At 66.5% G+C, this 20,168-nt stretch carries 15 protein-coding genes, 1 tRNA gene and 1 pseudogene; 11 read left to right on the forward strand and 6 right to left on the reverse strand.

Features of this window, described 5'->3' with window-relative positions; all coding sequences use genetic code 11:
- Nucleotides 1–34: 34 nt before the first annotated feature.
- From IE122_RS04860 to IE122_RS18535, 8 genes and pseudogenes are all read left to right on the forward strand, one after another.
- The gene (locus tag IE122_RS04860) at nucleotides 35–463 is read left to right on the forward strand and encodes a hypothetical protein (protein WP_189619983.1); all 429 of its coding nucleotides are present in this window, start codon (nucleotides 35–37) and stop codon (nucleotides 461–463) included.
- Entirely contained in the window at nucleotides 460–2,451 is a 1,992-nt protein-coding gene (locus tag IE122_RS04865) for a hypothetical protein (protein ID WP_189619984.1), read from the forward strand. Before IE122_RS04860 ends, IE122_RS04865 begins: the two co-directional genes overlap by 4 nt.
- A gap of 224 nt (nucleotides 2,452–2,675) precedes the next feature.
- On the forward strand, nucleotides 2,676–3,743 hold the full coding sequence (locus tag IE122_RS04870; RefSeq protein ID WP_189619985.1) for an acyltransferase family protein: 1,068 nt from the start codon (nucleotides 2,676–2,678) through the stop codon (nucleotides 3,741–3,743).
- Between the two features lie 66 nt (nucleotides 3,744–3,809).
- Nucleotides 3,810–4,202 (forward strand): hypothetical protein, encoded by a 393-nt coding sequence (locus IE122_RS04875; protein ID WP_189619986.1) that lies wholly within the window; start codon nucleotides 3,810–3,812, stop codon nucleotides 4,200–4,202.
- A 59-nt stretch (nucleotides 4,203–4,261) separates the two neighbouring features.
- Nucleotides 4,262–5,563, forward strand: coding sequence for a TolC family protein (locus tag IE122_RS04880; protein ID WP_189619987.1), 1,302 nt, complete (start codon nucleotides 4,262–4,264; stop codon nucleotides 5,561–5,563).
- Nucleotides 5,564–5,565: 2 nt separating this feature from the next.
- Complete coding sequence (locus IE122_RS04885; protein ID WP_189619988.1) at nucleotides 5,566–6,735, forward strand: efflux RND transporter periplasmic adaptor subunit; 1,170 nt, start codon at nucleotides 5,566–5,568, stop codon at nucleotides 6,733–6,735.
- Between the two features lies 1 nt (nucleotide 6,736).
- The gene (locus IE122_RS04890) at nucleotides 6,737–9,982 is read left to right on the forward strand and encodes an efflux RND transporter permease subunit (RefSeq protein ID WP_189619989.1); all 3,246 of its coding nucleotides are present in this window, start codon (nucleotides 6,737–6,739) and stop codon (nucleotides 9,980–9,982) included.
- Nucleotides 9,979–10,203 (forward strand): annotated as a pseudogene (locus IE122_RS18535) (hypothetical protein); the annotation flags it as partial. The gene IE122_RS04890 and the pseudogene IE122_RS18535, both read left to right, overlap by 4 nt.
- Nucleotides 10,204–10,391: 188 nt before the next feature.
- On the opposite strand, the gene IE122_RS04900 reads toward IE122_RS18535, so the two are convergent.
- The 5 genes from IE122_RS04900 to infA all read right to left on the reverse strand — a co-directional run bounded on the left by IE122_RS04900 (nucleotide 10,392) and on the right by infA (nucleotide 12,588).
- Nucleotides 10,392–10,467: transfer RNA gene (locus IE122_RS04900), tRNA-Phe, on the reverse strand.
- 122 nt (nucleotides 10,468–10,589) lie between these two features.
- On the reverse strand, nucleotides 10,590–10,757 hold the full coding sequence (locus IE122_RS04905) for a DNA gyrase inhibitor YacG (RefSeq protein WP_189619990.1): 168 nt from the start codon (nucleotides 10,755–10,757) through the stop codon (nucleotides 10,590–10,592).
- Entirely contained in the window at nucleotides 10,754–11,740 is a 987-nt protein-coding gene (locus IE122_RS04910) for an Rne/Rng family ribonuclease (protein ID WP_189619991.1), read from the reverse strand. Before IE122_RS04910 ends, IE122_RS04905 begins: the two co-directional genes overlap by 4 nt.
- Nucleotides 11,733–12,362: a Maf family protein gene (locus IE122_RS04915; RefSeq protein WP_229813767.1), complete on the reverse strand. Its 630-nt coding sequence runs from the start codon at nucleotides 12,360–12,362 to the stop codon at nucleotides 11,733–11,735. The genes IE122_RS04910 and IE122_RS04915 overlap by 8 nt, the downstream gene beginning before the upstream one ends.
- Nucleotides 12,343–12,588 (reverse strand): translation initiation factor IF-1, encoded by a 246-nt coding sequence (gene infA / locus IE122_RS04920; RefSeq protein WP_091145658.1) that lies wholly within the window; start codon nucleotides 12,586–12,588, stop codon nucleotides 12,343–12,345. The genes IE122_RS04915 and infA overlap by 20 nt, the downstream gene beginning before the upstream one ends.
- A gap of 272 nt (nucleotides 12,589–12,860) precedes the next feature.
- On the opposite strand from infA, the gene IE122_RS04925 reads away from it, so the two are divergent.
- The 3 genes from IE122_RS04925 (at nucleotide 12,861) to IE122_RS04935 (ending at nucleotide 16,817) form a co-directional block, all read left to right on the forward strand.
- On the forward strand, nucleotides 12,861–15,281 hold the full coding sequence (locus tag IE122_RS04925; RefSeq protein WP_189620231.1) for a TonB-dependent receptor: 2,421 nt from the start codon (nucleotides 12,861–12,863) through the stop codon (nucleotides 15,279–15,281).
- A gap of 129 nt (nucleotides 15,282–15,410) precedes the next feature.
- Nucleotides 15,411–15,839, forward strand: a complete 429-nt coding sequence (locus IE122_RS04930) for a limonene-1,2-epoxide hydrolase family protein (RefSeq protein ID WP_189619993.1) — start codon at nucleotides 15,411–15,413, stop codon at nucleotides 15,837–15,839.
- Between the two features lie 6 nt (nucleotides 15,840–15,845).
- Complete coding sequence (locus tag IE122_RS04935) at nucleotides 15,846–16,817, forward strand: alpha/beta fold hydrolase (protein WP_189619994.1); 972 nt, start codon at nucleotides 15,846–15,848, stop codon at nucleotides 16,815–16,817.
- Between the two features lie 281 nt (nucleotides 16,818–17,098).
- On the opposite strand, the gene IE122_RS04940 is transcribed toward IE122_RS04935, so the two are convergent.
- The gene (locus tag IE122_RS04940; protein ID WP_189619995.1) at nucleotides 17,099–19,897 is read right to left on the reverse strand and encodes an Rne/Rng family ribonuclease; all 2,799 of its coding nucleotides are present in this window, start codon (nucleotides 19,895–19,897) and stop codon (nucleotides 17,099–17,101) included.
- Nucleotides 19,898–20,168: the final 271 nt, after the last annotated feature.

A 20,168-nucleotide genomic window follows, 5' to 3' on the forward strand; every position in this document is an offset into this window, starting at 1 on the left:
TCGGGTCTTTCGTTTTTCCAGAAAGGACCCGCCCTTGCCGCTCAACCCCATCTCCGCCCCGGCCGGTTATGCACCGGCTGTTGCCATTGGCTTTGCCGATACCTCCGGCGCGTTCGCATTGGTGAATGCCGGTGCGCCGCTGCCGGTCACCACGACCGGAGGCGCGCCGCTGCTGGTATCATCCGGCGTGATCGGGCCCGAGCCCTGGGCCAGCCCGGATACCGCGTGGGACGCCTCGGGCTACGGCGATGTCGAGGTGCAGTTCGTCGGCACTCCGGCGATAGCTTACCAGCCGCAGCGCAGCCTGGATGGCACGAACTTCGTTGCCTGCCTTGCCTATGATGCGCAAGGGGCCAGCTATGCCGCGATCACGGCGGCGGGGATCTATGGGTTCGACGGCAACGGCTTTCTGAAATTCGCGGCCGGCTCCGGCTCGACGCTGACCCGGAGGGCCGCAGCATGAACGACGCCAAAGCGCTGAGGCTGGCGCGGGCAGCCGCCCGCACGGCCGATCTGTTTGCCGCCGAACCGGGCAAGGGAGCCGATCTTTCCCGCTTCACGCTGGATGGCGATGCGCATGCCCGCACGGCGGGATCGCGGCTGCGCGAGACGATGTCGGCGCGCGATTTCGGCGCGGTGGGGCTGGGCGTGGGCAAGCCGGTGGGCGACTTCTTCGCCACGCTGGCAGACGCGCAGGTCTTCTATCCGCTGGCGACTGCGCTGACCGACAAGCTGGCGTACAATCCGCTGTGCGAGCGGTTTTCGGCCTATGAACAGGCCACCGCAGCCTATCCGTGGCTGGCCGATCTCTATGCTTCCACCAGCGATGGGTGGAAGTATCAGGAGCAGGACTGGGCCGCGTTCCAGCATGCGATCTACCAGACCCGCACATTTGATGCCGATACCGGGGTCTACCAGTGCCGACAGTTCGATGCGACCGACGGCGATTTCGCGATCAGCCGCACGCTGCTGCTGCCGCCGGGGATGAACATGGCCGGGCGCGGCCGATCGCAGACCAAGGGGGCGCGGGTCACGCGGTTTCTGCAGACATCGACCTGCATGGACGTGTTCCGGTTCGACGTGCTGGTCGATCCGGCCAACGGGCAGGGGTTCTGGTTTGGCACCCTGCGCGATTTTCATGTCTACGGGTACAGCGGCGTGGGCGCGACCGGCCGGGCAGACAGTACCGGCATCGCTCTCTATACCGCAGACGGAACCCCGGTCGCGCTGCAAAACAACAGTCACTTTGCCGATATCACGGTGCGCGGGATCAAGGGCCACGGCTATGACTTCGCACGCGGTGGTCTGCCCGGCGCGCTGGACCGGCTGGAGGCGGTGTTCTGCACCGGATACGGCCTGATCTGGCGCAGCCGGGCTGACGGAGTGGCGATCACCGGATTCTCGGCCGACGGCAACGGTGCCGGCGGGATGCTGATCGATGCGCTGGGGGCCGACAGTTCGCTGCTGATCGCCAACCCGAAATTCGAAGCGCACTACAGTTACGACTTCCCCGCCAGCGGCGGCTTCCAGCTCAACCCCATCCGCATCAAGGACAATGGCGACGGGGCACAGATCACCATCCTCGCGCCCAGTTCGATCCGGGCGATCACCGATCCCGGCTATGTCAGTGGCGATCTGCTGGGCAAGCCGGGCGACCTGATCGTGCACGAAGGCAGCAATACGCCGAGCCTGAGGGTCATTGCGCCGGCGATCCGCGTGCGGACCACGGACAACCCGGCCGATTCCGAGCCGCTGCTGTTTTCCAGCGCGAGCCTTGGCATCTACGTTCCGCGCGGGCTGGGCGAGTTCACCGTATCCAAGCGCAACGAGGTGTTCCGCAGCGGTAGCAACGATGTCCACCGCGTATTCGGCGCGGCGGACGGGCCGATGACGCAGGCGCTGGCGTTTCCTTCGGAGCAGCTTGCCGGGGCTTCGCCGGGGCGGTTCCTGCGCGAACTGGACGCACCGGCGAATGCGGCGGCGTGGCTGGAGATGGCGAACGCCGGGGCGCTGGACGAGCGCGTCTATAGCAGCGCAGGCGCGATCACCCGGCATCACCGCGTGCTGATGAACGCCAGCGACAAGCCCTGCCACGAATTCTACCGGGCGACATTGAACCTGGGGACCACGCTGACCGGCGGCGATTTCACGCTGGGCGGCGGCTGGGGTTCGGGAGCGTCGCTGACGATCATCAACGCCAGCAAGGACAACCGCTTCGAGGTGCAGATCACTGCCGGCTCCAGCGGGCTGGCCGCGAACCCGGCGGTGACGCTGACGTTCAAGGACGGGGTGTTCGCGTCGACCCCGTTCCCGATCGCGTCAGGGTACAACAGCACCGACAACACCGGGATCGACATCAAGGCTTCGGCCAGCGCTTCGCAGGTGTTCCTCAACATGCTGGGGACGCCGGTGGCGGGCAAGGTCTATCGGCTGCAGTGCCACGTGCTTTGATCGGCCAATGTACATGCGGGCGGCGCGCGGCTTGCGTTGCGGTGCGGCATGGTCAAAAAGCGGTCGGGCAAGGGGTTCGCGCAAGGTCGGCGTTTCGGCTGCGGTCGCGCTTCACCGCAGCCAGAAAGCAGGTTCTTGAGCATGATACCCGGTAATCGACGCAAGTGGGTGAAGACCGGGGCTGGCACGGTCGGGATCGCGTGCCTGCGGGTGGACCGGCCGTGATGGCCGATGCTCCCCTCGTTCCCGCGCGCGAGGCGGGCGGGAACGGGGCCGGTATCGTCGATGCACTTGACGGCCTGCGCGGGCTGGCGGCGATTGCGGTGGTGACTGTTCATTACCGGGCGATGCTGGGCGAATGGTATTTCCCCAGCGCCTTTCTGGCCGTGGACCTGTTCTTCATCATCAGCGGCATCGTCATTTGCCTGAACTACGAAGACCGGCTGCGCGGCGGCATGAGCACGCTGCGGTTCATGGCGCGGCGGCTGGCCCGGCTGGCACCGCTCTATCTCGTCGCGCTGGCGCTGGGCGCGTTGGTCGCTGTCGCCGGGATCGTCATGGGCACCGGAAACTGGACCGGGCAGACGCTGGCACCGGTGGTGCTCGCTGGATCGCTGATGCTGCCCAACCCGTTCCCCGCCCCGCGCCCCGATCTGTTTCCGCTCAACCCGCCGTGCTGGTCGCTGTTCTGGGAACTGGCGATGAACCTGGTCTATGCGCTGGCGCTGCCCTGGCTGGGCGTGCGGGCGCTGCCGGCGCTGATCGCGGGCGGCGCGCTGCTCCTCATCGTCGTGGCGACGCAGGCGGGCGGGTTGAACTTCGGTTACGACCGGATGTGGCTCCAGATCCCGGCGCTGCGGGTGCTGGTCGGGTTTTCCATCGGGGTGCTGATCGCGCGGCTGGCGCAGCAGGGCCGCTTGCCGGCATCACCGGTGCCGGTAGCGGTGCTGCTGGCCGTCCCGCTGGTCGTGCTGGCCGCTCCGTCCACGCTGGGCTGGATCAAGGACGTGACATTGGCACTCATCGTGTTCCCGCTGTTGTGCGCGGCGGCGATGACTGCCCGACCGGCGCATCGCAGGCTATGCCGGACGCTGGGGCTGATTTCCTACCCGCTCTACATCACCCACGCGGTGCTCCCGTTCGAAAAGCTGATCAACGTGGTCCTGCACCGCGAGGCCGGGGAGCTGGCCCCGGCGATCGGCGTGGGCGCGCTGGCTATCGCGATCGGGTTCGCCTGGCTGCTGGGCGTCGCGTTCGACAAGCCGGTGCGGGCGTTGCTGCGCAAGGTCTGACGGGGCTGGCGGCAGTGGTACCCGGGGACAGCATCCCATAGTGCTTCCTGTGGGGCAGGAAACCTTGTGCAAGGTGAAGCTGAGCATTTTTTCATCGTCCAGTTCGTGGTACAGGCGCGATCGATGCATCGGCTAACCGCCTTGATATTGATGTGCCTCGTCTCGCTATCGTTGATGGCGGGGACGGTCGCGCACGCGGCCGAGCCGATCGGATGCCTGGATTCCGATGTGGCCGCCGGCCTCGGTCATGCCGCTGGCGACCGGGATCAAGTGCCGTCCGACGACGGCAAGGCGACGCCGCATCATCACGGCGGTTGCCATGGCCATCAAATCGGCGAGCCTGTGAACGAAGCTATGGCCCCGCAACGGCATCTTCGCGATTCGCGGCCTATGCCGATCGACGTGGCGGCGCGCGTCTCCGCGCCGACCAATCCCGCGTATCGCCCTCCACGCGCCTGACAATTCCAGCCTAGCTCCACCCGTGGGGCGTCTTTGGAACTGTCAGGAGTCTTGTCATCATGCACCGATTGTTCGCGGCCTTGTTGGCCGCGACGCCTTGCGCGAGCATCGCGCAGGCCCAAACCGCGCCGCCGGCTGACGCCGGGGCCACACAGCCGCAAGTCGCCGCGCCTGCTATATCGGGACCGGCATTCACCGTTGATCGCGCCCTTGAACTGGCCGGCGTCGTCTCCCCGGCGCTGGAAGCGGCATCTGCGGACGTGCGCGCCGCCGAAGCTGGCCGCCGCGTTGCCGGGTTGCGACCCAATCCGACTATCACCGTAGAAGCTGAAAACGTCGCGGGCTCCGGCCAGTATCGCGGCACGCAGAGCCTTGAAGCGACGACCTCCCTCGCACTGCCGCTCGAACTCGGCGGCAAGCGGTCGGCCAGGATCGCCGTCGCAGATGCTCGAACCGATCGCGCAACCATTCAGGCCGCCATCGCGAAAGCCGATCTCCGGCTCAGCGTCATCCGCGCCTATGCTGAAGCGGCGTCCGCCGAACGGCGTCTCGTCATAGCCCGCGATCAGGCGCACATCGCCGGTGAGGGGCGACGCGCCGCGCGGGTCCGCGTTCAAGCGGGCCGCGCTTCGCCGCTCGAGGCAGAGCGCGCGAATGTTGCGCTGGTCAATGCGGAAGCTGCGCTTGTGAGGGAGGAACGTGCCGTCGAGGTTTCTCGCTTCACTCTTTCTCGCATCATCGGCCAGCCTTTCGCCGGACCGCTGGACGCGAACTGGTTCGACCATGTCCCTGCTACGCATGGCCCGCTGCGGCCGATCGACAGCACCGGCACGCTGATGATGGCGGCGGCCAATGCTGACTTCGCCAGCGCCGACGCAAGTGTCCGGCTCGCGCGTTCGCAACGGATTCCCGATCTGACACTCGGGGCAGGCGCGCGTCGGTTCGAACAGACCAATGACACGGCGGCGATTTTCAGCCTGTCAATCCCGATCCCGCTGTTCAACAACGGTCGCGCCGCGGTGAGCCAAGCAACCGCCGAACGTCAGAGCGCGGACGCACGGCGGCGTCTCGCCGCGATCGATGTGGATCAGGCCGTTGCATGGGCCCAAGCGGAAGCCGCCAACGCCGCGACAAACGCGGCGGCGGCCAGCGGTCCCGCGCTCGCGGCGGCCGAAGAAGCGGCTCGCATTGCTCGCATCGGCTATCGGGAGGGCAAGTTCGGCCAGCTCGATTTGCTCGATGCTGAACGCACGCTCGCACAGACGCGGGCGGCGGCGGTCGACGCGCTGCTCTCGTATCACGTCGCCCAGGCGCAGCTTGAGCGGCTCACCGCCCGCGCGCCGATCATTCAGGGGGAATGACAATGAAGATCCGACACTCGGCGGCCCTGCCGCTCGCGCTGGCCGCTGTGCTGCTGGCTGGATGTTCCGGCAGCGAGAAAGCAGGCGACGAAGCGCAGAACGAGGCAGCGGCGGAAAGCGCCGCAAGCCCCGAGAACGGCGCGCACGCCGACGAGGAGGGCGAGATCGACCTCAGCGCCGATCAGATACGCAAAGCCGGCATCGAGCTGGTGCGCGTGATCCGCAACGGCGGCGGCGCGCTGACGCTGCCGGCGACAATCGAAGGCGACCCGCAAGGGATGCAGGTCGTGTCCGCCGCGATCGGGGGGCGGGTGGTGTCGCTCACCCGCAACCTCGGTCAATCGGTCGGGCGCGGGCAGACACTTGCGATCATCGAAAGCCGCGAAGCGGCCACGCTAAACGCAGAAATAGAGGCGGCGCGGGCCAGGCTAGCGCTCGCGGAAAGCAATCTGCGCCGTGAGCAGCGCCTGTTCAAAGAACGCGTCTCGCCGGAACAGGACTTGATAGCGGCGCGCACGGTAGCGACAGAGGCCCGAATCGCGCTGCGGCTCGCACAGCAACAGTTGTCGGCCGCTGGTGGAGGCGGTGGTGCGCTCAATCGCATTGCGATCCGTGCGCCGCTCTCGGGCCAGGTCGTCGCGCGTAGCGTGACGTTAGGCCAGACGGTAGCGGCCGATGCCGAGCTATTCCGCGTGGCCGATCTGGGCCGCGTCGCGGTCACGCTGGCGCTCTCGCCCGCTGACGCCGGCAAGGTGCGCCCCGGCTCTCGAATCGAGGTTGTTGCGGGCGATCGGCGATCGGTTGCGCAGGTCGATTTCGTGTCGCCCATTCTCGATGAAACCACGCGCCTCGCCACGGTCATCGCACTCATCGACAACCGCGCCGGCCAATGGCGCGTCGGTGAGCCGGTTACGACCTCGATCCAGCTCGCCGGTGGCGGTGCGTCCGCGCTGCTCGTGCCGCAAAGCGCGGTTCAGACGGTCGAGGGCCGCTCCACCGTGTTCGTCCGCACCGAACACGGCTTCAAGGCCACGCCTGTCACACTCGGGAGCCCCAACCGGGACAACGTGGTCGTGACCTCGGGGCTCAAGGGCGACGAACTGCTCGCCGGGCCGAACAGCTTCACCCTCAAGGCCGAGCTTGGAAAAGGCGAAGCGGAGCACGGGCACTGATATGATCGGCCGCATCGTCACATTTTCCGTCGAGCGCCGCTGGTTCATCCTGCTCATGACGCTCATCGCCGCGGTCATCGGAGGCTGGGCGATCTCGCGCCTGCCGATCGACGCCGTTCCCGACATCACCAACAACCAGGTGCAGGTGAACATCACCGCGCCGGCTCTGTCGCCTGAGCTGGTCGAGAAGCAAATCGCCTTCCCGATCGAAACCGCTCTCGCGGGCGTTCCTGGCCTTGAATATACGCGGTCGCTCAGCCGCAACGGGTTCGCCCAGGTCACGGCTGTCTTTACCGACTCAACCGACATTTATTTTGCGCGCCAACAGGTCGCGGAGCGGCTGCGCGTCGCCGAGGAAAGCCTGCCTGATGGTGCCGTCCCTACGATGGGACCGATCGCGACGGGCCTTGGCGAAGTCTATATGTGGACCGTCCATTTCCAGCACCGCAAGGAAGATACCCATAAACCGGGCGAGCCCGGCATGCAGCCCGACGGCAGCTACATCACGCCGGAGGGCGACCGTCTTGTCAGCGAAGCCGATCAGGCGACCTACCTTCGCACAGCGCAGGACTGGATCGTCGCGCCGCTGCTGAAAAACACGCCGGGCCTTGCCGGCGTCGATTCGATCGGCGGCTATGTGAAGCAGTTTCAGGTGATCCCGGACGTACAGCGGCTCGCCGCCCTTGGGCTGAACCTGAGCGATCTGGCGCGGGCGCTCCAAGAGAACAACGTCGGCGTCGGTGCCGGCGTCGTCGATCGCGGCGGCGAGGGCCTGGCTGTCCGGTCCGACGCTCGTATCCGCAATGTGGGCGAACTGGCAGGAACGGTCATCGCCACCCGCGAAGGCACCCCGATCCGGCTCGATCAGGTGGCGCAAGTCCGCCTCGGTCAAGCCATCCGCTACGGCTCCGCGTCCGAGAACGGCAAGGAGGTCGTGGTTGGAACCGCCATCATGCGGATCGGCGAGAACAGCCGCACTGTCGCATCGGCCGTCGCGGAGCGGATCGAGGCAATCAACGCCTCATTGCCAACCGATGTAGTGATTCAGCCGGTGCTGGACCGCACCGCGCTGGTCAACTCCACAATCAAGACGGTAGCGAAAAACCTGACCGAAGGCGCGCTGCTCGTCATCGTCGTGCTGTTCGTGCTGCTCGGCAATTTTCGGGCCGCTCTGATCGCGGCGCTGGTGATCCCGATCACCATGGCCATGACCAGCTTCGGGATGCTGCGAGGCGGCGTCTCGGCCAATCTGATGAGTCTCGGCGCGCTCGACTTCGGCCTGATCGTGGATGGCGCGGTGATTATCGTCGAGAACGCGCTGAGGCGCATCGCCGAACGGCAACATCACTATGGCCGAACGCTGACGCTGGAAGAGCGCCTGTCCGTGGTGACGCAGGCCGCGCGCGAGATGATCCGGCCTTCCGTCTTCGGGCAGGCGATCATCATCCTCGTCTATGTGCCGCTGCTGACCCTCACGGGCGTCGAGGGCAAGACGTTCACACCGATGGCGCTGACCGTCATCATCGCGCTCGTAAGCGCCTTCGTGCTTTCGTTGACTTTCGTGCCCGCCATGCTCGCAATCTGGCTCTCCAAGCCGGTCGAGGAAAAGGAGGGCCGGATCATGTCCTGGCTCAAGCGCAAGTATGAGCCGGGGCTCGATCAGGCGATGAAGCGGCAGACGCTGACCATGGGCGTTGGGGTCGGCGCGTTCCTCGCCGCCATCCTGACCTTCTCGTTCCTGGGGCAGGAGTTCCTTCCCCAGCTCGATGAAGGCGACCTGACCGCGCAAGTGCTGCGCGTACCGGGAACGTCGGTCGATCAAAGCCAGGCGATGCAATCGCGCATCGAGCGGGAGATCGGCAAGCTGCCCGAAGTCCGGTTCGTGTTCTCTAAGACGGGTACGGCTGAGCTGGCGTCGGACCCGATGCCCCCGAACATCTCGGACACCTTCATCATCATGAAGCCGCGCGAAGAATGGCCGGATGCCGGTCTCAGCAAGGGCGAGCTGGGGGCGAAGGTCGAAAAGGCGCTTGAGGGCCTGCCCGGCAACGCCTTCGAAATCAGCCAGCCTATCCAGATGCGGTTCAACGAACTGATCGCGGGGGTGCGCGGAGACGTCGCGGTCAAGGTGTTCGGCGACGACAGCGACGCGATGAACAGGACGGCCAACGCCGTTGCGGCGGTCCTTCGCAAGACGCAGGGCGCGGCCGACGTTCGGGTGGAACAGACCGAGGGCCTGCCGATGCTCGATATACGTCCCCGGCGGGACATCATGTCGAGGCTCGGGATCACTGCTCAGACCGTGCAGGATACTATCTCGGCCGCGATCGGCGGTCGCGATGCCGGCATGATCTTCGAGGGGGATCGGCGCTTTGCCGTCACTATTCGTTTGTCGGACGTGGCGCGCGCCAATCTGCAAACGCTCGGCCACGTGCCGGTGCCTCTGCCAGGCGGCGGGTTCGTGCCCCTACAAAGTGTCGCCGACATCGGCGTCACCGATGGCCCCAACCAAATCAGCCGCGAGAACGGCAAACGACGCGTCGTCGTGCAGGCGAACGTGCGCGGCCGGGACGTTGCAGGCGTGGTGGCGGACGCACAGGCGGCGATAGCGGCAGAAGTGCGTCTGCCTGCCGGCCAGTATCTCGATTGGGGCGGCCAGTTCGAGAATCTGCAATCGGCGACCGAACGCCTGATGCTGGTGGTGCCGGCGTGCTTCGCGCTCATCATCCTGTTGCTTTACGGGGCGCTGGGAAGCGTGCGCGATGCGGCGATCGTGTTCACTGGCGTCCCGCTCGCGCTGGTCGGCGGCGTCCTGGCATTGTTTCTGCGCGGTATGCCCTTCTCGATCTCGGCAGCGGTGGGCTTCATCGCCCTGTCCGGGATCGCGGTCCTCAATGGCCTCGTCATGGTGACGTCGATCCAAGGGCTCATGGCGCGGGGGCGGGATCGCGCAAAAGCGGCTCGTGAGGGGGCGATGCTGCGGCTGCGTCCTGTCGTCATGACGGCGCTGGTCGCCAGCCTCGGCTTCGTGCCGATGGCGATCGCCAGCGGTGCCGGTGCGGAAGTGCAGAAGCCGCTGGCAACCGTCGTCATCGGCGGCCTGATCTCGGCGACGTTGCTCACGCTGTTCGTCCTGCCGACGCTCTATGCCCGATACGGCCGTCCGGAAACGGATATTCCTCCGCCAACCAAGCACCTTGACGCGTCGCCTGCCGATCTCCCGCGCGCCGAAGGACAAACATCATGATCGAAAAGCTCCGTCTCGAAATTCCCGTCCTTTTGCCCGAGGTCACGGACGCGGCCGACGCGTTTACCCTGAAGGACACCACGGCGATCAATCAGGCCCCGGTCGCGGGCGAGAGTATGCCGGTCGATAAGCGGCCGGTACAGGACGATGCCGCGTCCCGCGCCAACCCCAATGCGGCAAGCCGCGTGTTCGCCGGCATCATCAACGGTCGCGGGTTGATCGAGATCGAAGTGACCCGCCTGTCCACCGAAAGTGTGCTCGCCAGGGTGGTGACGCTGGTCAGCGAAGCGGAAACGCAGAACTCGCCGACGCAACGCTTCACGGACAGCTTTAAGAAGTTCTTCGTGCCGGCAGTGCCAGCGCGTAGACCCATTATTCCGCGCAATGCAGCCCTATGCGAGGCGCGCAGTGGTGCCCGGGGACGGAATCGAACCGCCGACACCATGATTTTCAGTCATGTGCTCTACCAACTGAGCTACCCGGGCTTGCGACTGCGGCGGTCCCTTTACCGAGGTTTCGGGGACCGGCGAGCGGTTGGTTGCGGGCCTATGGCGAAGCGCGCCGCGCTTGGCAACCCCCCACTTGGGTTTTTTGAAGCAGCCTCCGCTCAGCCCGGTTCGCTCTCGTCCGGGATCTGCGCGGGGCCGGGGATGGCGTAGCCCTCATCCAGCCAGTTCAGCAGATCGCGGTCACGACAGTGCTTGGAACAGAACGGGGTGAACTGCGGGTCACGCGGCTTGGCGCAGATCGGGCATTTGCGTTCGAAGCGGGTCATGCAGCTATCGCCTGCGCGAAACCGCCGGTGAGGGCAAGGGTGGAATCCTTTTGCCAGATCACCGTGCGGCCGGATCGACGCATGAGTTCCGCTTCGTGCTGCGCAGCAATGGCGCACACGCGCGGATGAGCGGTGAGCAGCAGACGGCCCGGCGCGGCGACGAACGTGGCCTGCCGCAACAGCAGCAGGGCGCCGGCCAGCGCCGGGTCCTGGCGCAGGGTCTGGATCAGCGAAGGGCGTTCGAGCCGCGCCACCAACTGGACGAAGCCGAAGCCGTTCATCGCCGTGCGCTGGTGCGGCCAGTGCGCCAGCGCGGTGGCCAGCGCCTCGTCCACCGCGCGGCGATCCTCGCGGCGTTCGAGACTGGGAAAGTCGATGCCGATCGATCCGCCAAGGTCGAGCAGGCCGACGGCGGCGACGATCGGCGGAATCGCCGCCAGCGCCAGCGCGCGCGGCGGCAGGGTGCCGTCGATATCGATCAGCGTCATCGCCGGGGTCGGCGTGACCAGCAGCGCACCGCCGGCGAACGGGAAAGTGCCGTCGAGCGCCTGGGCGATGAGTTCGGGCCAGGGGTCTTCGGCGAACCGGGTCACCACTTTCACCGGCGCGCCTGCGCGGCGCAGGCGCTGGGCGAGCGAGGGGGCAGGGACTACCGCCTTGGTCGTAGGGCGACCCTGCGCGCGTTTGAGGCGGCCGGTTTCGGCGATGGCGGCGCGCGTCACTTCGATACGCAGTGGCGCGCCTTCGCTGGCGGCAGGGTCCAACCCATCTACCAGGGCTTCTTCACCCCCGGCAAAGCGCACGGTCCCGCGCGTTGCGCCTTTGGCACGGGCGATGAGCGTGGCCTCTTCGATTTGCCCGGAAACGAGCCTGCCGGGCCGTTCGAGCCGGGCGGCGATGACCTGGTCGTTTTCGACCAGTATCGTCCGGGTCTCGCCGATCCCTTCCTCGACCAGCCAGGTACGGGCGGCGGCTTCAGCCAATCGCGAAGCCGGCAGCGCGCAGCAGCGCGCGCGTTTCGAACAGCGGCAGGCCGACGACGCCCGAATGGCTGCCGCCGATCCACGCGATCAGGCCCTCGGCGCTGCCCTGGATGGCATAGCCGCCGGCCTTGCCGTGCCATTCGCCCCCGGCCACATAGGCATCGATCTCCGCCGTCGAGAGTGGCTTGAAGCGGACCACGGTTTCGGACAGCTTTTCGCGCAAGGTCCCACAAGGATAACGCAGCGCCACGGCGGAAAGCACGCGGTGGCGGCGGCCGGACAGGAGCGCGAGGCAGGCGCGCGCGGTCGCCTCGTCTTCGGCCTTGGGCAGAATGCGGCGGCCGCAGGCGACGACGGTATCGCCGGCAAGGACGTGAGCATCGTCCGCAGCCACTGCCAGCGCCTTTTCGCGGGCCATGCGGGTGGCGTAACCGCGCACCGGCTCTGCGGCGTGCGGGGTTTCATCGACGTCGGCGGCGCGGATATCCATCGCCGCAATGCCGAGCCGGGCCAGCAGTTCGCGGCGGCGCGGGCTGGCGGAGGCGAGGATCAGGCGCAAGGCGGCGGAGCCAGGCGGATCGGCGCGCTCCGCCTGCGTGGCGTCAGTACTGTCCGGGGCCACCGCGACCGGGCATGAAGCGATAGGTGATACGGCCTTTGGTGAGATCATAAGGGGTCAGTTCAACCAGCACTTCGTCGCCCACCAGCACGCGGATGCGGTTCTTGCGCATCTTGCCGGCGGTGTGGCCGAGGATCTCGTGGCCGTTTTCCAGTTCGACGCGGAACATGGCGTTGGGCAGAAGCTCAACCACCTTTCCGCGCATTTCGAGAAGTTCTTCTTTCGCCATGGGCGATCAGGTTCCAATGTTCTGTTCAGTCGTTGCGGCGCGCCATAGCCACACCCCGCCGAAAAGTGAAGCCTTGGCAAGGCCTGCGACAGCCACCCCACGACAAATTGTTACTGACCGCGACTTGTCTTGCGGAACCCGTGCCGCCATCGCTGGTCATAGGAGGCAGCGGGGCGTCAATTTCTGGAGTATGCTGCTTGCGGTCCTCACTTGTTCCGATTCTGCTTCTTTCGACCGCCGGTGGCGCGCTTGGCCTGGCTCCGAGCTTCGCGATGGCCGCTGCGGCGGCCGGCGCGCCGGCAAGCGATGATGACGATGACCCGGCCGGCAACGAAGGGCAGGAGCCGGCATCGGTGCCGGAGAACGAGATTCTGGTGATCGGCACCAGCCTCAAGGGCGAAGTGGACGTGCCGCAGAAGGCGGTGCAGACTTTCGACGAGGAGGACATCGCCGCATACGGGGTTTCCTCGATCGGCGAACTGATCGATGCGATCGCGCCGCAGACCGGCAGCGGTCGCGGGCGGGGCAATGGCCGGCCGGTGATCCTGCTGAGCGGCCAGCGGATTTCGAGTTTTCGCGAGATGCGCCAGATCCCGCCCGAGGCGATCCGGCGGATGCAAATCCTGCCCGAGGAAGTGGCCCTGCGCTTCGGCTATCCGCCGAACCAGCGGGTGGTGAACATCATTCTCAAGGACAAGTTTTCCGCCGTCACCGCCGATGGCGAATACAACCTCCCGACGCGCGGCGGCTATTCCAATTACGAAGCCCAGGCCGGGCTGTTCCGCATCGACGGGCCAAGCCGCTCGAACCTGTCCGCCAAGATCACCGAAAGTTCGCTGCTGACCGAGGCGGAGCGGGATATCACGCCTAACCCTGCCGAGGCGCGCACCGTGGCAAGCGATCCCGATCCGGCCCGGTATCGCAGCCTGTCCGACGCGAGCCGCGAGATCGTCATCAACGGCACCTCGACGCGGGCGCTGGGCGAGGGCGGGCTGGACGGGTCGATCACCGTCAACGGATCGTATACCCGCACCGACACGCGCGGTCTTCAGGGGCTGGATGCGGTGACTCTGAGCGACGGGACGGACACCGCCTATCGCACCTTGGCCGATCCGCGCACCACGCGCACCGGGACGGACCTCGCCGAAGCAGGGGCAGGCTATGCCCGGCAGTTCGGCGCGTGGCAGTTCAACGTCACCGCCGATGGCAGCTACAGCGACAGCACGACCCGGACCGATCGCCGCCGCAACCTGTCGGCGCTGCAGGATGCGGCCGCAGCCGGCGAACTGGCCGTGGCTGGCCCTCTGCCCGAGCTGGCCGGTGCCGGGACGGACAGCGCGCGCATCCGCAACCTCTCGCTCGACAGTCTGGCGACGCTGACCGGCAAGCCGTTCCGCATGCCCGCCGGCGATGCCCAACTGACCGCCAAGGCGGGGTACAGCTTCAGCCGTTCGCTCAGCAACGATACCCGCACCGATCTCGACCCGTTGCGGCTGACGCGCGGGGATGTGCAGGGCGGGCTGAACCTGGCGCTGCCGCTGACCAGCAAGCGCTATGGCGTGCTGGGCGGGGTAGGGGACCTGTCGCTCAACCTCAGTGGCGGACTTGATCGGCTTTCGGACTTCGGCACGCTGTTTGACTGGAGCGCGGGGTTCACCTGGTCGCCGACCAGTACGCTGACTTTCCAGGCTAGCTATATCGTCGATCAGGCGGCCCCGACGCTGGCCCAGCTTGGCGCGCCGCAGGTCGTCTCCAACGGGGTGACGGTCTACGACTTCGTGCAGGGGCGAAGCGCGCTGGTTTCGGTCATTACCGGCGGCAACCCCGATCTGGTCAAGGAAAAGCGCCGCGACATCAAGCTTTCGGCAACCTGGGACCTGCCGTTGTTCGACCGCTCCAATCTTCTCGTCGAATACTTCCGTAACCGCTCCAGCGACGTGTCGGAAAGCTTCCCCCTGCTGACCCCGGCGGTCGAAGCGGCATTTCCCGACCGCGTTACACGCGCGGCTGACGGTACGCTTATCGCGATAGACCGGCGCGCGGTGACGTTCGATGCCATCGCCAGTTCCAGCATCCGCTGGGGGTTCAACATCGGCGGCAAGCTGGGCAACAGCGGTGGCGACGAGGGACGGGGTGGACGCGGCGGGCGGATGGAAGGCGGCGGCGGCTTCGGTGGTGGCCCCGGCGGTGGGCCGGGGCGCGGCGGGCGCGGCAGCCGCTGGAACCTGTCGGTCTATCACACCTGGACCATCAGCGATCGCGTCCGCATCGCACCGGGAACGCCCTGGCTCGACCAGCTTGTCGGCGAGGCGCTGACCGCCGGCGGCGTCCCGCGCCACGAGATCGAGATGGAGGGCGGGCTTTTCGCCAACGGGCTTGGCGCGCGGCTCAAGGGCACTTGGAGCGCGCCGTCGCGGGTGGACGGCAGCGGTGCGCCGGGCAGTTCCGACCTGCGCTTCGGCAGCACGTTCGACCTCGGCTTGCGGCTGTTCGTGGACTTTGACCGCAGGGCGTCGTTGATCGAGAAGATGCCGTTCCTAAAAGGGGCGCGGCTGTCGTTCACCGTCGATAATCTGCTCGACAGCCGCCAGCGGGTAACGGACGAGACCGGGGCGACGCCTTATGCCTATCAGCGCGCGTTCCGCGAACCCCAAGGCCGGGTGATCGGCATCGACTTGCGCAAGATGTTCTGACCGCCTGCCAGAACCCTGCCCTATGTCCGGCATAGGGCGGCGGTATTGGTTCGCGGGCCATCGAGGGGTTACCCCCTTGCCGATCAGTGAATCGGCGCGGGGAAAACCTGCCTAACAATGGAGAGGTGCATGACCCAGGTGGACCGTACCGGACTTTCAGCGGACGAGATTTTCGTGCTCGATTTCCTCGACATGTGGGACGCCGAAGATGTCGATGGCATGGTGGCGAGATTCACGCCCGACGGCAGCTACATCGACATGCCGCTGCCGCCGCGCAACGGACAGGCGGAAATCGACACCTACATTCGCGCCGTGCTGAGCGCCTTCGCGGTACGGATCGAGACGTTTGCGATCGCTTCCAAGGGCTCGACGATCTTCACCGAACGGGTCGATCACCTGACGCTCAAGGACGGCAGCGGCAAGACGGTGCCGCTCCCGGTGACCGGGGTGATGGAACTGCGCGACGGCAAGATCCACAAGTGGCGCGAGTACCTTGATCTGGCGACGGCAGAACGCGGGCTGGGGCTCAAGATATCGTCCACCGAAGTGGTTGGATGATAACCGATGAGCCATGTTGATTGTGATCCGCAACGCTTTGCGGTTCATCGCACCACGGTGCGCGACAACGTGGAAATCGCATATGTCCGCGAGGGTATCGGCGGCGTTCCGCTGTTGCTGCTGCATGGCTGGCCGGGTTCGAAGCGATTGTTCTGGCGCAATATCGCCCCGCTGGCGGCGATGGGGTTCGAGGTCATCGTGCCCGACCAGCGCGGCATCGGCGATTCGCCGATCGTCGCCGATCATCCGCTGACGATCGCCGAAAGCGCGCAGGACATGCATGCCCTGATGCAGGCGCTGGGCCATGAAACCTGCGTGGGGGCGGCAGGGGATTTCGGCTCTATCGTCATGCTCGATATCGGCAAGCGCTTTCCGGGCTTCCTGCAGCGGCAGGTGCTGTACAACGGCGGCACCCCCGATGTGGCGGACGCCTATCTGGCGGCCGGACTTCCGGCCTCGATCCTTGACGACGTGACGCTACGTTCGGACCACTTCACGCTGCACGGCGCGCAGGCCGACGAACTGGTGGCACGGCTTGCCGGCGACGCGGATCGCCTCGCTTACGTCGAAAGCTTCTTCCTCGGCACGCACGAATGGCGCGAGGGCGATGGTCCGGTCGACCTGGCGGGGCCCGGCAACTTCACGCCTGAAGCCGCGCGGTTCCAGGCCGAGACGATGCGATCGGCGGACCGCCTGCGCGCCTCGCTCGATTTCTATGCCTGCCTGTTCGGGGAATTGTCGAAGACCGCAGCGCCGCCGATGCTGGCAGGCCCGGCGACGATCGAGACGATGGTGCTGTGGGGCATGGCCGACGGCATCGTCGCCTCCGCCTACCCGGCGATGATGACGATCGGCTGCACCGATCTGGTCGGCCCGCTGGTGCTGCCGGGCGTGGGCCACTTCGTGCCGTGGGAAGCGGCGACGATCTTCAACAACGTGCTGCGGGTGTTCTGCCGGGATCTGCTCGGGGCGCGGTGATCGGGGCGGTGTGTTGAAGTCCACACCAAAACAGAGAACTTCGTCACCCTGAACCTGGTTCAGGGTCCATTTCGCGGTCTACGCCGCCGCGTGCGCGCAGGCGCTTCCGGCGACGGTGTGCTTCGAGCCGTGCGGCGGGGCAGGAGGCCTGATGGATGCTGAAACGAGTTCAGCATGACCGCGATCGAGAGGGCAGGTTTGGGTCTGGCGACGGCGGCAGCCCACAAAAGAAAGGGCCCCGCGTTTGTGCGCGGGGCACTTTTGTGTCGCGGCGATCGGCGTCAATTGCCGAAGGTGCGCTGCCACCAGCCGCGGCGCGGGGAGTCGCCATCTTCGCCGGCACCTTCACCGTCGCTGACGGGCTCCGGTGCGGCTTCGGCGGTTGCTACCGGTTCGGCCGGAGCGGCGGATGCTATGGCCGGTTCGGCGGCGTCAGCCTTCTTGCGGCGCGGGCGCTTGGCCTTGGCCGGGGCTTCGGCATCCTCCGCCGGAGCATCGGCGACGACGGCTTCGGCGGCGGGTTCATCCGCCTTCTTGCGACGCGCGCGCTTGGGCTTGGCCGGGGCTTCTTCGGCCACGGCTTCAACCTCTGCCTCGGCCTCCTCAGCAGCCGGTTCGTCGGCCTTCTTGCGGCGCGTGCGCTTGGGCTTGACCGGGGGTTCCTCAGCGACCGGGGCCGCAGCGTCTTCGGCTGCGACTTCGGCGTCAGGCTCGACAGCATCGACGGTTTCGGCCTTCTTGCGACGGCCACGGCGGGGCTTGGCGACAACCGGTTCTTCGGCTGCCTCGGCCGGGGCCGGCTCGACGATCTCGTCCAGCCCGGCTTCGGCCAAGGCCGCTTCCTCACCGGTCAGTTCGCCTTCGCTTTCACCGGTCTCGGCACCATCCTCGCGGCGGCCGCGACGACGGCGACCACCACGGCGGCGGCGCTTGCGCGGGGCATCGCCTTCGAGCGTCTCTGCGGTGTCGAAGCCTTCGCCGACCTCGCTATCGGCAGCGTCTTCCGGCTCATCGCCTTCTTCGCCCTCATCAGCAGCATCGGCGCTGTCGACTTCGCCGTCAGCGCGATCGCGGTTACGGCCGCGCCGGCGCTTGCGCCGCTTGCGACGGGCACCGCCTTCGCCTTCGCCGTCCCCTTCGGCGCGCGGGGCACGCTCACGCGCGCCTTCGCGGACCGGGGTTTCTTCTTCCTCGTCCTCGTATTCGTCCTCAATGAAGTCGTCCTCGACCTCATCGGCGATGGGATCGAAGCGGGGCACGAAATCGTTGCGCGGGCCCGAGGAGATGACGCGCATCTTCGCGCCTTCGTTTTCGCCTTCGGGGATCACTTCGACCGAGACGCCATAGCGGGCCTCGATGTCACCCAGGTCCGAACGCTTGGCGTTCAGCAGGTAGACCGCAGCTTCGGTGCTGGCGAACAGCGAGATCACGATGCCCTTGCCCTTGGCAGCTTCGTCCTCGATCAGGCGCAGCGCCGACAGGCCGGCAGAGCTGGCGGTGCGGACGAGGCCGGTGCCGTCGCAGTGCGGGCAGGAGCGGGTGGTCGCTTCGAGCACGCCGGTGCGCAGGCGCTGGCGGCTCATTTCCATGAGGCCGAAGCTGGAAATGCGGCCGACCTGGATGCGCGCGCGATCGTTCTTGAGCGCCTCCTTCATCGCCTTCTCGACCTTGCGGACGTTGGAGCCGTACTCCATGTCGATGAAGTCGATGACGACGAGCCCGGCCATGTCGCGCAGGCGAAGCTGGCGGGCGATTTCCTGCGCGGCTTCGAGGTTGGTGGCGACCGCCGTCTGCTCGATCCCGTGCTCCTTGGTGGCGCGGCCCGAGTTGATATCGATCGAGACCAGCGCCTCGGTCGGGTTAATGACGATGTAGCCGCCCGAACGGAGCTGGACCACCGGATCGTACATCGCGGTCAACTGGTCTTCCGCACCGAAGCGCTGGAACAGCGGCACCGGATCGGAGTATGGCTTCACTTTCTTGCCGTGGCTCGGCATCAGGAGCTTCATGAAGTCCTTGGCCGCGCGATAGCCGTCCTCACCCTCGACGATCACTTCCTCGATGTCGCGGTTGTAGATGTCGCGGATGGCGCGCTTGATGAGATCGCTGTCCGAATGGATCAGCGCCGGGGCGGTGGAGCCCAGTGTCTTCTCGCGCAGTTCGTCCCACAGGCGGGCGAGGTAATCGAAATCGCGCTTGATCTCGGTCTTGGTGCGCTGAAGGCCGGCGGTCCGCACGATGCAACCCATCGACCGGGGCAAATGCATCTCGGCGATGATCGATTTCAGGCGCTTGCGGTCAGCGGCGGAGCTGATCTTGCGGCTGATGCCGCCGCCGTGGCTGGAGTTGGGCATGAGCACGCAGTAGCGGCCGGCCAGCGACAGGTACGAGGTGAGGGCCGCGCCCTTGTTGCCGCGTTCTTCCTTGACGACCTGGACCAGCAGCACCTGGCGGCGATGGATCACGTCCTGGATCTTGTAGCGGCGACGGATTGCCATGCGCTTGGCGCGCAGTTCGTCGGCCTGCTTGGAGCGACCCGCATTGCGTCCGCCCTGACGGCGACGACCGCGACGGCCGCGCGGTTCCTCGGCTTCGCCATCGGCGTGTTCGCCGTCTTCGTCCGCGAACGGGTTATCGACGTTCCCGTCTTCGATGGTCGCGACATCGTCCTTCTCGGACGTATCGACTTCCATGACGCCGCCATCGTCGTCACCGAAGCCGGCACCATCGTCGCCGTAATCGTCGTCCTCGTCTTCACCCTCGCTGGCGCGCAGGGCGGCTTCTTCCTCGGCCGCTTCGGCCTCGGCGGCGAGCAGCGCTTCGCGGTCTTCCTTGGGGATCTGATAATAGTCGGGATGGATTTCGCTGAACGCCAGGAACCCGTGGCGATTGCCGCCGAATTCGACAAAGGCTGCCTGCAGCGAAGGCTCCACGCGGGTGACCTTCGCCAGGTAGATGTTACCCTTTATCTGCTTGCGTTCATGACTTTCGAAATCGAACTCTTCAATGCGATTTCCCTTGAGTACCGCCACCCGCGTTTCTTCCGGGTGGCGCGCATCGATGAGCATGCGCGTTGCCATTATGATATCTCCATGAGCGCCGCGGCCTGGCCGGTGAAGGCAGGGCGGCGCTCTCATATTTGTGTGGTGTGCTGGTCGCCGCAGGCACGCTGGCCGGGCGAAATGGAATGCGCGACGCGGCGCCGGGGACGATTGCGTTCCCGGCCGGTGCGTTGTGCGCGCGATGTGCGTCTGCGAAGCGGAAAATGTGCGGCGATCGTGGTCGCACAGAGCCAGGCAACCGAACAGGCAACGCCCCTTCGGGCGCTTGCAGGTTCGACGGCATCTGGCT

It is taken from the genome of Novosphingobium colocasiae (genome assembly GCF_014652555.1).
In the GTDB taxonomy this organism is placed as follows: domain Bacteria; phylum Pseudomonadota; class Alphaproteobacteria; order Sphingomonadales; family Sphingomonadaceae; genus Novosphingobium; species Novosphingobium colocasiae.

Coding starts and splice junctions, on each gene's coding strand:
- IE122_RS04880 (WP_189619987.1), top strand. CDS start 4,262: ATGCACCGATTGTTCGCGGCCTTGTTGGCCGCGACGCCTTGCGCGAGC.
- IE122_RS04890 (WP_189619989.1), top strand. CDS start 6,737: ATGATCGGCCGCATCGTCACATTTTCCGTCGAGCGCCGCTGGTTCATC.
- IE122_RS04930 (WP_189619993.1), top strand. CDS start 15,411: ATGACCCAGGTGGACCGTACCGGACTTTCAGCGGACGAGATTTTCGTG.
- IE122_RS04935 (WP_189619994.1), top strand. CDS start 15,846: ATGAGCCATGTTGATTGTGATCCGCAACGCTTTGCGGTTCATCGCACC.
- IE122_RS04905 (WP_189619990.1), bottom strand. CDS start 10,757: ATGACCCGCTTCGAACGCAAATGCCCGATCTGCGCCAAGCCGCGTGAC.
- IE122_RS04925 (WP_189620231.1), top strand. CDS start 12,861: ATGGCCGCTGCGGCGGCCGGCGCGCCGGCAAGCGATGATGACGATGAC.
- infA (WP_091145658.1), bottom strand. CDS start 12,588: ATGGCGAAAGAAGAACTTCTCGAAATGCGCGGAAAGGTGGTTGAGCTT.
- IE122_RS04885 (WP_189619988.1), top strand. CDS start 5,566: ATGAAGATCCGACACTCGGCGGCCCTGCCGCTCGCGCTGGCCGCTGTG.
- IE122_RS04865 (WP_189619984.1), top strand. CDS start 460: ATGAACGACGCCAAAGCGCTGAGGCTGGCGCGGGCAGCCGCCCGCACG.
- IE122_RS04870 (WP_189619985.1), top strand. CDS start 2,676: ATGGCCGATGCTCCCCTCGTTCCCGCGCGCGAGGCGGGCGGGAACGGG.
- IE122_RS04940 (WP_189619995.1), bottom strand. CDS start 19,897: ATGGCAACGCGCATGCTCATCGATGCGCGCCACCCGGAAGAAACGCGG.